The sequence below is a fragment of the Streptomyces sp. NPDC015032 genome, assembly GCF_043080425.1.
In the GTDB taxonomy this organism is placed as follows: domain Bacteria; phylum Actinomycetota; class Actinomycetes; order Streptomycetales; family Streptomycetaceae; genus Streptomyces.
Genome location: NZ_JBIBVN010000013.1, coordinates 65,737 through 78,035 on the forward strand (window position 1 = coordinate 65,737; position 12,299 = coordinate 78,035).

Genomic DNA, 12,299 nt, shown 5'->3' on the forward strand with positions numbered 1-12,299 from the left:
CCGCGTCTTCGGAGTTCGGCCGGCTCAGCCGGCGGCCATGTGGTTGGCGTCGTCCTCGGCGTCGTTCAGGATGACCGAGGCGTTGTTGCCGCTGATGCCGACCATTTCGAGCAGATCGGAGAGGCCTTCGAGGCCGTAGGTGAGCCCCTTGCCCGTCGAGTCGACGAACTTGTGGTACTCCTTCGCGTACACATCGTCCCGGCCGCCCGCCGTCCTGTTCTCCAGGTTGATGTTGTCGTTGAGGACGCCCAGTTCACCGACGATCCTTGAGATGGCGCCGAACTGAGTGAACCGTCGCGGGAGATCCCCCGGAACGCTCAGGGTTCCGTCAGCCATAGAACTCGTCCTCCTCGCCACGGTTCGCGGACGGCTTGCGCCCGCCGCCCAGCACCGTCTCCGTCAGCCCCTCGGGCTGCATCGCGCGCAGCGGAGCGAGCAGATCGTCCAGCTCACCACCGCCGAAGAAGCCGCTCGCCAGCTCCTCCTGACTGCCCATCAACGGCCGGACCGAGCCGGTGACCTTGGAGTTCATCTCCGTACGTGCCGCGTTGACGGTGGTCTTCAGTACCTCGGCAAGCTGGGCCCCCGGCATCGTGCGGTAGCCCTCGGTGTGGAATTTGAAGGAGAGGATCTCGCCGTGGGCGTTGACCGAGGCGGTCACCATCCGGTCCTTGGAGGTTGCCGAGGCGGATGCCCTGGCCAGTTCCTCCTGGACCTGCTGGATCATCTTCGTCTGTTCCGCGAGGCCGGCCATGGCCTCCGCGAGCTGTTCCTGGAACGACACCATCAGTACTGCTCCTTCTTGCCTTCCGCCACCGCTTCCAGCACGTCGACCGCGCGGGACAGGTCGTCCGCGGACAGCCGCAGAGCGACGGGGCCCGTCGGGTTGAGGTACAGGTCCTGGCCTTCGGGTACGAGTGCGAACGCCTCGGAGACGGGCAGCACCCGATGGGCGAGCGCGCCCGCCCGCTCCAGATGGGCGGGCGCGGTGAACACCGGCACCACCGGGTCGCCGTCCGGGGTACAGGCGCTGACCGCACCACCGCCGGGAGCGGTCAGCACGGCCAGTTCGGCCGTGACCACGGCCATGGCGACGCCCTCGACCGGGCCGTAGCCGGTAGCCGCGAGCTGCATGGCGGCATCCACGTCGTCGGTCGGTTCGGGCCAGCCGAGCATGCCGGGAGACGGCCGGTACTCGTCGTTCCGCTGCCATTCGACGATCTCGCCGTCGGCGTCGGAGCGCCACTGCCCGATCACCGCCCACAGCGGCGGTTCGCCTTCTCCGCTCCACGCGGGGTCCACCGTGCCGAACCAGTGCTCGGGTGCGGTGCGCGCGGCCGCGCGGATGTCGTCAGGCACCGGCGGCATGGCGGGATCCTTGCTCCCGGTGGGTATCCCGCCCGCTTCTGCACCTGCGGAACTCATCGTCCGATCACGCCCGTTCCGGCGTCGGGCTCGGTGCCCCACACCTCTTCGTCCTCCGAGAGCCATACGTTGCGCTGCCGGTCACCGCCGTTGGCTCCGCCACCCGGGGCACCACCGCCGCCGCCCATGCCCATCGGCGGCATGAAGGGCATGCCGGTCCCCGTCCCGCCCCCCGCTCCGCCCCGCCCGAGGGCGCCGAGCGACTGGGTGGACACTTTGCCCTGTGTCGGCGGGACAGCCGGGTTCGCGGGCAGCCCCATGGCGGCACGGGCGCGGTTGCTGAGCCCGGACACCACGGAGGTCGGCTCGCGGATCGCGTTGCCGTTGCTGTCGACCATCCTGCGGAGATTCTCGGAGGCTCCCTTCGAGCCGCCGAAGTGATCACCGCTCGACGTGGACGGACGGCGCTGACCGTTCAGCAGCTCGTCGAGCGTCTTGGGGTTGCGGATCTTCAGGTTGTTGCTGCTCTCGGTGATGTGCTTGCCCTGCGGGTCGCTGATGGTGCCGTCGGCGTTGATCCGGGAGCCGGGCGGAACGGTGAGCTTCCCGCCGTACATGTTGGTCAGGGGCTTGCCGTCCGCGCCGATCAGGTTTCCCTGGGCGTCCACCCTGGTGCCCTTGGGGACGATGATGTTGCCCTCGGCGTCGATCCCGAGGCCACGCGGCGGGTTCCCCCCTGAGGTGGAGCCGTTCGGAAGCGTCGGCGGCTTCGGGCCGGCGGGCGAGATGATCTTGCCGCCGGGGCCGATGGTGGAGCCGGGTGGCACGACCAGGGGCCTGCCGTCCGCACCGAGGACCGGCTTGCCCTTGGAGTCGGTGACGGCTCCGGTCTTGGGGTCGATGCGCGAGCCGGCCGGCAGCCCGCCGCTTCCCAGGGGGTTGTTCGTGCCGGAGGTGCTGCCATTGGGGCCGGTGATCGGATTCGGACCGAGGCCGAGGCCGCTCGTGCCGGGGCCCTTGGACGAGGACTCGGTCCCGCTCGGCCCCGTCACCGGTGGCGGGCCGCCGAGGCCCAGATCCCCGCCGCCGCCTCCGCCGCCGCCTCCGTCACCGGCTCCGGCTCCGCCTCCGTCACCGCCCGCGCCGTTGCCGAACATCTCCTTGAACTTGTTGAGGAAGTCGTCGGTACCGCCTGCGCCACCGTCACCTCCGGCACCCGCGTCACCGTAGAAGTCCTTCTGCTCCTCGGGCGTCAGCGAGATGGTGAACGTCGGCTTCACGACGGAGTTCGCGTCGGAGAGCGTCCCGCTCGCCTTGTCGTAGGCAGTCGCGAGTTCGAGCATCGTCTGCGCGGACGCGTCGTCCAGCCCGGTCTTGACTTCGGCGAGCCAGCTCAACTTGGCTTCGCCTTCCACACTTTCGAAATCCAGACCGTCGACCGTGTCCCGGTACGCCGAAGTGAAGGTCTTGGCTCCCAATGCCTTCAGAAATTCGGCGCGGAGGTGGGTGAAGGGCATGGAGGTGGCACCTGGTTCGCGGGGCTTCTCTCCTGCGACAACAGGCACAACCTCGCGCTTTTCGAACCAATCCCAGGCATTCTTCGCCAGAACATCTATGGTCGCGCTCAGCTTGGTGCCCACGGCGTCCAAGTCATTCTTGATTGCGCCACTCATGTAGAAGGACTGTGTCTCCAGGAGGGAACGCTTGACCGCTAGGAGCACGGCTTCGAAGAGAGCCGCGGACTTTCCTTCGAGCTCCTCCGAGCCGTTCCCCACGCTCTCGGCCCACTTATTGAACTCGACCGCCCAACCGCCGGTCCACAGATCCAGATTGTTGAACACGTCGGCTGCTTTTTTGGACATCAGCAGATTGGTGTCCTTGTTGGTACCTGCCCAAATGGAGCCGAAGATGGCCCCAGCGGCCCCCGTGAAATCACTCAACGGCCCCGGGCCGTTGCCGAATTCATTCCAGTCATATCTGAATCCGAAAACGAGGTACGGCTTGTTCGATCTGGAGGCAAAATAGTATGCCTTGTACGAGTCGAACATCCAGTCCTTGCCGTCGCTCCTCGTAGCGGTATCGGACCAGGCCCCGTTCACCGCTGAGGCAATCCACCGCTTGGACCCCGGCCCCGCCACAAGATTCCGGTCCGGAAGCTTGGTGGTGCCGTCGTGAAACATGGCGAGGATTTCCTCCCACTTGGCCGGCATCCCGGGGGGCACCGCGACCATGGTTTCACTTTCCCTTCGGGGTCAGGATCTCGGAGAACTCGTCGGCAAGGGCACCACCGATGCTCGTCGAGTCGTCCTCGGCGTCCTTGTGCTTGGCCTCGACGTCCCGCAGGCTGGCCGAGAAGTTGTTCAGGAGCGTGAGGGCCGTCTCGTACCGGGTTCGCATGCTCGCGCGATACGTCTCCAGCTGACCTTCCAGCGCCTTCGCCTGTGTGCACTTCTCGGGGTTTCCGATGGCGAGCGGGATCTTCGATCCCAGGCTCACATAGTCCGGCTTGACCGTGAGGTCGCGGCGGAACCTGGGGATCTCCTGGTTGGCGTATCTGAGATAGACGCCGTCGGTCGACTGGAAGATGCCGCCCGGATTCGCGTCGTCAGCCATGCTCACACCTCACAAGTCGATTCGGTCGGTCGGGTCAGCTGCCCTGGAGGTTGTTCAGACCGCGGCCGCCGTCGAGGTCCCCGTCGATCTGCCGGGAGTGCATGCGCTGAAGAGTTGTCCGGGCCACCCCGTACTGCTCGTCGAGCTGCAGCTTGATCCGGGCCAGCTCCGCCTGGAACTCCTCCCAGGAGGTACGGGTCTGACCGTTCAGGGTGTCGCGCAGCGCGCCGAAGTTCTTCTCCATCCAGGCGAGCGCCTCCTTCATCTCCTGCTGGGCCGCGTCCATGTTCTTGATGGCGTCCAGGACCCCTTGGTGGCTGATCTTGACGGTCATGAAGGAACTCCTCGTGAGGCAGTTAAGAGAGCGGGGAAGGAAAGGCGGGGAGGGAGCCGGGAAGAAAAGGCGGGGAGAGAGCCGGGGAAGGTCACCCGGGGTTGATCGTGCCGGCGATACCGGCGGCGTAGCCGGTCGCCTCGTGCTCGGCGTCGGTGAGGAGCCGGTTGGCCATCGCAGTGCCCTCCCGGAAGAACTGGGTGCGCTCCATGACCCGGCTGTGCGCCCTGAGCCACTCGTCGATGCCCGCCGCGTGGGTCTCCGAGGAAACGGCCTGGTAGGCACTCCGCACCTGGCCCTGGATGGTCCTGACCTTGCGGCCCGCATCATCCATGTCGCGAAGATGCTGGTCCAGCGTCTTCAGCGTCTCGAGCATCGCTGTTTCATCGTTGGACAGGCCGTCGGCCGAGTTGACGTTGAAGCCGGAGACATCAGGCATGGGGGGTCCTCCTGGACACTGCGGGAACTTGGCGGCGCCACGGGCGCACGGCAGGCCGGCCACCGGGAATCAGGCGCTCCGGTAGTCGACGGATCATCAGGCTAATACGCCGTACGGGATCTTGGTGCGAACGTGCCCCGATAATCTTAGAGTTCATCTTCGATACGTGTGTGAGCTGCGGAAACGCCGGAGAAAGCGCATGCCTCCCGGTGCTCCTATCCTCAAAGAAACCTCAATTCCCTTAAGCCGGAGGGCAATCGGCTATCAGGGTGTCGTGTCCTTCGGGGCTTCCACGAGTCCCTGCGCCAGCAGGGCCGTGTCGTCCAGCGCGGGCCCCGACGCGAGCATCCCGAGGACGCCTGACGGGATGGGCACGGACTGATCGACTCGGTACCCGAGCCGCTGGAGTCCCTTCTCGCCCCCGGGGACCGGGTATTTGGCACCCGACTCGGTGACCAGGTAGTGGGCCGTGCCGGTGCCCGCCGAGGAGAGTGCCGTGACGAGGGCACCGCCCTCCGGACGTACCGCGAACATGTCGGCGGTCCCGGAACCCGCCGTGATTCCGGGCTGGTTGGAGACCGCCCGGCCCCCCACCGCAGCCGCGCGGGGCAGGACGACCGAGACCGTCGGCCTGCCGTCCGCGGTGCCGACGACGGCACATACGCCCTCGCCCGCGCCGACCGGACCGGGCCGGGGCAGACCGGTCGGGACCGTACCGCCCCCGGCTCCCACGAGCCGGGTCGCCTTCGGGTCCTGATGGCGCGCCAGGTCGTCCGGGCCGATCTTCTGCAGGGCGACGGCTCCTCCGGCGTAGGCGGTCCGCTGGGTACGCGGATCGCCCTTCAGCAGCGCCTCCTCCAGCGCGGTGACCTCGGTCAACCCGCGCTCCGTCAGCAGGTAGTGGCCGCCGGAGCCGTCGAAGAGCTGCCCGATCCGTGTCGGGCGGCCGGCCAGCGACGGACCCGCCTTGCCGCGTCCCGCCACTTCCGGCACCGCCAGATCCGGGCCCGGCGGCAGCGCGTTGAGGAAAGCGTCCGGGACCGGATACGCCCCGTCCGGGTCGTAACCCAGCGCCTGGAGCGCGTAGTTCGCGGTGTTCAGCCGCATCCGGGTGCCGTGCCAGAGGAGGTACGTGGTGCCGCTCGGGACGGTACGGACCAGGGTGGCCCCGTCCGAGGTGACGGGCCTGCCCTTGGCGGTCAGGCCGACGGCCAGGGTGAGGAGCGGCTCCGAGGCGGCGTCGGGCCGGGTGGCGCACACCGACCAGGCCTCGCGGCTCAGCGCGCTCGCCTGCGGCAACGGATCCGGCGCGCCGACGATGCCCAGGGTCGCGCCGCGCGGGGCGTCCTCGATGGAGGCGGGCTTGACGCTCACCACCTTCATCCGGTCACCCGCCAGCAGTCTGGCCGAGGTCTCGTTGAGGACCGGGTGGAGGACTCCGTCGAGCGTGAGGTAGCGGGCTCCCGAACGTTCGTCGAGCACCAGCGTTCCGGTGGCCTTCCACGCGTTCGAGCCGCCGGGCACCACCAGCCCGTACACCCCGACGATGAGCGCGGCCAGGGTCGCGACCACGAGGCCGATGATGAAACCCTTCGTGGTCCGCCGGTGTGCGGACTCGGGGGCGTCCGGGTCGTCCCGGAGCATTCCCAGTGACAGTCGGCTCATGACGAACATGTGCGCGTGGACCTGGTCCCGCCTGGACTGCATTCCTTGCCTTTCCGACCGGGCATCGGCCCGGCGCGCGAGGGCCCGGGACACCGGGGCTTTCGGCCGCCGGGCCCCGGGAACCGCCCGCTGTCCGGCGGCGGACGCCGGACAGCGGGCTCAGCTGTTGAGGCCCCGCAGGTACTGGTAGAGACCGGCGACGAGCAGGGCCAGCGGGACGAGAACGATGGCGAAGAGCAGATGGAGCAGGTCGACCGCGCGCCCCCAGTAGGGCACCAGGCGTCGGCCGGGGAGCGTCCAGCCCGTGATGGCGAGCGCGGCCGCGACGGCCAGCAGACCGGCGAGCAGCAGCGGCCGGGTCCCGTCGTCGGTCCGCAGGACCAGCTGCACCGTCAGCAGTACGGAACCGTAGGCGGCCGGCAGGACGACGGCGAGCCGCTGCCAGGCGCCGCCGATCCCCCGTGCGTGCGTGAACATCAGCGCGCACAGGACCAAGGCCAGGGCGAGCGGCGCCCAGGACGTCTCGAACGCCAGCACCGTGAGGCAGCCCGCGGCCACCAGCCCGGTGGCAACGTAGAGACCTGTGAGGTAGCTGTCGGCGACGGCGCTGCGGGCGGCGATCCGCTCGTCCGGGGTGGGCTCGATGCCCTCCTGGAGCTGGCCCGCGTTGGTGGGCAGCAGCGGCACCTTCAGTCCGGACAGGCGGAACGCCAGGGACGGCAGGAAGTGCCCCAGCAGGACGACCACCAGGATCAGCGGGGCGGCCGTGCCGGTGGCCGGGACGCCGCAGAGCATCACGGCTCCGCCGATCGCCCCGAGAACCGCGGCCAGGGCGGCGGCCAGGAACAGCGGGGCGCACGCGCCCACGGCGGCCAGCGCGAACACGGCGGCACCGGCCGCCGCGGAGCAGCCCGCGAGCAGCCGGGCGCCCAGTTCTGCGTCGGACGCGGCTCCCTGGGGTACCAGGGCTCCGGCCAGGGCGAGGTAGGGAACGGCTGCCGCGCCGAGCGAGGCGCCCGCGCCGATGTCGCCGACCGCTCGTGAGGCTGCCGCCGCACCGGCCAGCAGGAGGGCCGCGGTCGCCGCCGCGCAGACCGTTCTGAGCCCCGTGGAACCGGGCAGCAGCAGGAGCAGCAGGCCGGTGGCCAGGGTGCACAGGGCGAGCGCGGTCATGAGGTGGTGCGACCACACCGGCCGCCAGGAGTCGGAGCGTTCACGCAGCCGGCTGGAGAGTCCGTCGACGAGGTCGTCGTAGTGGATCTCGGGGAGGGCGTCCCCGCGCAGGCGCAGATGTACCGTTTCGCCGTCGTGCAGGCCCAGGTCGCCGAGGGTGTTCTCGTCGTCGAGGGGTTCCTGGCCGAGGCGTTGGAGCACCCAGCCGCCCGCCTGCGCACCACGCTCGTAGAGGTCGGTGCCCCCGTGGTCGACGATGGTCGGCAGCAGATCGGCGAGCACGATGTCGGACGGTACCGCGAGTTCGACGGAGCGGTCGGGCGTCAGCACCGTGAGGCGGCACAGAGGTGCCGCGGATATGTCGGTCAAGCGCGTTTCATCGCCTTCCAGGACAGTGGTCGACGCGGTCAGATTGATCACATTAACTTGTGCGTGCAGTCTGTACGTTGTGGGGTGCCGTCAAGATCGTCGGTACCGCCCCCACCCGCCCCGCGGCCTGCGTTCCCGCACCGTCGGCCGTACCGCAGGCGTTTGACGTTCCGTCATCCAGAAGACGCGTCACGGCAACCGCCGGCACCCCTCAGGAAGGCGATTCCCTTTGAGCGTGGTCCTCTTCAAGAGGCCTCCCCGGCGTCTTGGCCCCGAGATGCCCCATGGCGAACTGAGCCTCCAGGAGCCGCCCACGGTGCCGGAGACGCAGAGCGCGATGGGCAACATGATCACGTACATGCCGATGGCGCTCAGCTCGCTCGGCATGGTGCTCATCTTCCTGCGTCCCGGCAGTGGCGGCGGCCCCATGATGTATGTCGCCATCGGCCTGATGGCGCTGTCGGCCGTCGGCATGCTGGTCTCGCAGATCGTCCGGGCTTCCGGGGACCGCAAGCGGGCGCTGCTCGGTGAGCGGCGCGACTACATGCGGTACCTGTCGATCAGCCGCAGGCGCGTACGCAAGGTGATCACCCAGCAGCGGGAGGCGCAGGCGTGGTCCCACCCGGACCCGGCGTCCCTGTGGAGCCTGGTGCCGACGGCCAGACTGTGGGAGCGGCGGGCGGCGCACGCGGACTTCGCCGAGGTGCGGATCGCGCTGGGCGAGCAGCAGTTGGCGACCAAGCTGACACCACTGAGCACCAAGCCGGTGGAGGATCTGGAGCCGCTGTCCGCGCACGCCCTGCGGCGCTTCATCAAGGCGTACGGCACCGTGCCCGACCAGCCGGTCGCGCTCTATCTGCGTACCTACGCACGCGTCCTGCTCCAGTCCGAGGAGGCGGAGAGGGAGGCCGCGCACGCGATGGTGCGGGCTCTGCTGGCGCAGCTGAGTGTGTTCCACGCGCCGCAGGACCTGCGGATCGTGGTGCTGGCGGACCATGACCGCCGGGACGCCTGGGAGTGGGTGAAGTGGCTGCCGCACGCCCAGCATCCGACGGACGTCGACGGCGGGGGCCCGGTGCGGCTGGTCACCGATTCCGTCCTGGGTCTCGAATCGCTGCTCGGCGAGGAACTGACCGGTCGGCCCGCCTTCGAGACGGATGCCGTCCCGAGCACCGAGGAGCCCTACTGCGTCGTGGTCCTGGACAGCGCCCGGACGCCCGCCGACTCCCGGCTGGCCACCGACGGCTACCGCAACACGGTGACGCTGGACGTGTCCGGTTCCCTGCCCTGGCGTCCGTCCCGCCACACCCTGCGGCTGCGGATCGCCGGGCAGCGGCTGGAGCTGGTCAGCACCGACCGGTCGGGGAAGGAGACCACGTCCGCACTCGGCAGGCCCGATGTGCTGGGCCCCCGGCGGGCCAGGGCACTGGCCACGCTGCTGTCCCCCTACCGGATGGGCATCACCACGGACAACGGTGAGGCGCTCACCTCGGACGTGCAGCTGACCACCCTGCTCGGCCTCCCCGACCTGCACACCGTCGATCTGGACGCCGTGCGCGACGACCGCAGCGAGCGGGCCAGGCTGCGGGTGCCGCTGGGGCTGGCCGGTGACGGCACCCCGGTGGAACTGGACATCAAGGAGGCGGCGCAGGGCGGAATGGGCCCGCACGGCGTGCTGATCGGCGCGACGGGTTCCGGCAAGTCGGAGCTGCTGCGGACCCTGGTGCTGGCGCTGGCGCTCACCCACTCCTCGGAGAAGCTGAACTTCGTCCTGGTCGACTTCAAGGGCGGCGCCACGTTCCTGGGCCTGGACGGTCTGCCGCACACCTCGGCCGTGATCACCAACCTCGCCGACGAGTCCTCCCTGGTGGACCGCATGCAGGATGCCCTGCACGGTGAGCTGATGCGCCGCCAGGAACTGCTGCGCAGCGCCGGGAACTACACGTCGGCGTTCGAGTACGAGACGGCGCGGGCGGCGGGGACCGGCCTGGAACCGCTGCCGACGCTCTTCGTGGTGGTCGACGAGTTCAGCGAACTCCTCTCCGCACACCGCGACTTCATGGACCTGTTCGTGATGGTGGGACGGCTCGGCCGCAGCCTGGGCGTGCATCTGCTGCTCGCCTCGCAGCGGCTGGACGAGGGCCGGATGACCCAGCTGGAGTCGCATCTGTCGTACCGGATCGCGCTGCGGACGTTCTCCTCGATGGAGAGCCGTGGCGTCCTGGGTGTGCCGGATGCCTACCAGCTGCCCTCCGTACCCGGCAGCGCCATCCTCAAGAAGGACACCGGGACCCTGGTCCGGTTCAAGGCCGCGTACGTCTCCGGGCCCTATCAAGGGGTCCGCAGGGTCGGCGCGTCGGCCGTCGCCGGTCAGGTGGTCCCGTACCGCACGGAGTGGACCGCGCCCCGGCTCCCCGCGCCCGACCCGGAGCCGCAGCCGGTGGCGGAGGAGAGCGAGGAGTCCCTGCTCGCGCTGGCCGTGTCCCGGATGCGGGAGGGCGGCAGGCCCGCGCACCGGGTCTGGCTGCCGCCGCTGGACAGCCCGCTGTCGCTGGACGTCCTGCTGATGGGCGTGGAGCCGCACGCCGAGCGGGGTCTCACCACCATCGATCCCGAACTGCACGGCACGCTGACGGTGCCGGTGGGCATCATCGACCGGCCCTTCGACCAGACCCGCGAACCCCTGGTCGCCGAGTTGTCCGGCGCGGGCGGGCACGTCGGTATCGCGGGCGGTCCGCAGAGCGGCAAGTCCACTCTCGTACGCGACCTGATCATGTCGCTCGCGCTCACGCACACGCCACGCGAAGTCCAGTTCTACTGCCTGGACTTCGGCGGCGGTTCACTCGGTTCGCTCCGCGATCTGCCGCATGTGGGCGGTGTGACGGGCCGACTGGACCTGGAGCGGGTGCAGCGCACACTGGCCGAGGTGCACGGGCTGGTGGCCCGGCGCGAGAAGCAGTTCGCCGAGCTGGGCATCGACTCCATGGCGACGCTGCGCGCCCGCCGGGCCGCCGGTGAGATGCCCGACGAGCCGTACGGCGATGTGTTCCTCGTCGTCGACGGCTGGGGCACGATCCGCCAGGACTTCATGGACATCATGGACACCTTCACGGCGCTGGCGGCGCGGGGGCTCAACTACGGTGTGCACCTCATCGTGGCGGCGGGCCGCTGGTCGGAGATCCCCACTGCGCTGCGGGACCAGCTCGGCACCCGCTTCGAGCTGCGGCTCGGCGACAGCATGGACTCCATGATCAACATGCGGGCCGCCGCGACCATCCCCAAGTCGCCCGGCCGAGGCATGACCGACTCCAAGCACCACTTCCTCACGGCTCTGCCCCGGCTGGACGGCGGCGACAGTTCCTCGGACCTCGGGGCGGGCGTCGCCGACGCGGTGGCCCAGGTGGCCGAGCACTGGCAGGGCCCGCCCGCACCCGCGGTCCGCACCCTGCCGGCGGTCCTGGAACCCTCCGAGCTGCCCGACGCCGAGGTCGGCGCGGACGGCGATCTCCGCCTGCCGCTGGGCCTGGAGGGCAACCAGCTCGACGTCATGTGGCACGACTTCGCACAGACGGCGCACCTGGTGGTGGTGGGCGACGCGGAGACCGGCAAGAGCAACCTGCTGCGCTCGGTCTGCCAGGCGGTCGCCGACCGCTACACCCCCGCCGAGGCGCGGATACTGCTGATCGACTACCGGCGCGGGCTGCTGGAGAGCGTCCCCGAGTCGCACCGGCTGGGCTACGCAGTCTCCGTCGACGTACTCAAGCAAGCGGTGGACGGCGTCGCACGGGCCATGAAGGAGCGCCTGCCCGGCGCGGACATCTCGCCCACCCAGCTGAAGCGGCGGGACTGGTGGAGCGGCCCGCAGGTCTTCCTGGTCGTGGACGACTACGACATGGTGTCCGGCGGCAACATGAGCAACCACTTCGGACCGCTGCTCGACTACCTCGCGCAGGGCGCGGAGCTCGGTCTGCACCTGATCGTGGCACGCAGCGCCAACGGCGCGGCGCGGGCGATGAACGATCCGCTGCTGCGCCGTCTGCTGGAAGTCAACACGCCTGCTGCGCTGCTCTCCTGCCCGCCCTCGGAGGGATATCTGTTCAACGACACCAAGCCGAGGCAGCTGCCGCCGGGCCGGGCACAGCTGATCACGCGCAGGGGTGTGGTGCAGGTGCAGACCCCGCTGCTGCCGGACCCGGATCCCGAAAGCCCCTGAGGGCTGTCCACGGAGGTTGGTGACGGGGTCACGACTGAGTGATCGCGAAATGGGTGAGGGCCTTCCGGCCCGGTGCGGATTGCGACATCCGCACCGGCGACCGGAAAGGCCCTCACGACGCGACGCCT

The 12,299-nt window shown here is 69.6% G+C and carries 10 protein-coding genes; 1 reads left to right on the forward strand and 9 read right to left on the reverse strand.

Annotated features, from left to right (window positions below; all coding sequences use genetic code 11):
• Window positions 1-24: 24 nt before the first annotated feature.
• From ACF08M_RS20040 to eccD, 9 genes are all read right to left on the reverse strand, one after another.
• On the reverse strand, window positions 25-336 hold the full coding sequence (locus ACF08M_RS20040) for a hypothetical protein (RefSeq protein ID WP_392186592.1): 312 nt from the start codon (window positions 334-336) through the stop codon (window positions 25-27).
• Window positions 329-787: a YbaB/EbfC family nucleoid-associated protein gene (locus ACF08M_RS20045; protein WP_392186593.1), complete on the reverse strand. Its 459-nt coding sequence runs from the start codon at window positions 785-787 to the stop codon at window positions 329-331. Before ACF08M_RS20045 ends, ACF08M_RS20040 begins: the two co-directional genes overlap by 8 nt.
• Window positions 787-1,368, reverse strand: a complete 582-nt coding sequence (locus ACF08M_RS20050; protein WP_392186594.1) for a type VII secretion system-associated protein — start codon at window positions 1,366-1,368, stop codon at window positions 787-789. Before ACF08M_RS20050 ends, ACF08M_RS20045 begins: the two co-directional genes overlap by 1 nt.
• 53 nt (window positions 1,369-1,421) lie before the next feature.
• Entirely contained in the window at window positions 1,422-3,227 is a 1,806-nt protein-coding gene (locus tag ACF08M_RS20055) for a hypothetical protein (protein ID WP_392186595.1), read from the reverse strand.
• Between the two features lie 373 nt (window positions 3,228-3,600).
• On the reverse strand, window positions 3,601-3,978 hold the full coding sequence (locus ACF08M_RS20060) for a hypothetical protein (RefSeq protein WP_392186596.1): 378 nt from the start codon (window positions 3,976-3,978) through the stop codon (window positions 3,601-3,603).
• Window positions 3,979-4,012: 34 nt separating this feature from the next.
• Entirely contained in the window at window positions 4,013-4,312 is a 300-nt protein-coding gene (locus tag ACF08M_RS20065) for a hypothetical protein (protein WP_392186597.1), read from the reverse strand.
• 91 nt (window positions 4,313-4,403) lie between these two features.
• A complete protein-coding gene (locus tag ACF08M_RS20070; protein WP_392186598.1) occupies window positions 4,404-4,751 on the reverse strand; it encodes a hypothetical protein in 348 nt (115 codons plus the stop codon).
• A 264-nt stretch (window positions 4,752-5,015) separates the two neighbouring features.
• On the reverse strand, window positions 5,016-6,458 hold the full coding sequence (gene eccB / locus ACF08M_RS20075; RefSeq protein ID WP_392186599.1) for a type VII secretion protein EccB: 1,443 nt from the start codon (window positions 6,456-6,458) through the stop codon (window positions 5,016-5,018).
• 117 nt (window positions 6,459-6,575) lie between these two features.
• Window positions 6,576-7,958: a type VII secretion integral membrane protein EccD gene (eccD, locus tag ACF08M_RS20080; RefSeq protein WP_392186600.1), complete on the reverse strand. Its 1,383-nt coding sequence runs from the start codon at window positions 7,956-7,958 to the stop codon at window positions 6,576-6,578.
• 277 nt (window positions 7,959-8,235) lie between these two features.
• Between eccD and eccCa the strand changes: the two genes are divergently transcribed.
• Complete coding sequence (gene eccCa, locus ACF08M_RS20085) at window positions 8,236-12,171, forward strand: type VII secretion protein EccCa (protein WP_392186601.1); 3,936 nt, start codon at window positions 8,236-8,238, stop codon at window positions 12,169-12,171.
• Window positions 12,172-12,299: the final 128 nt, after the last annotated feature.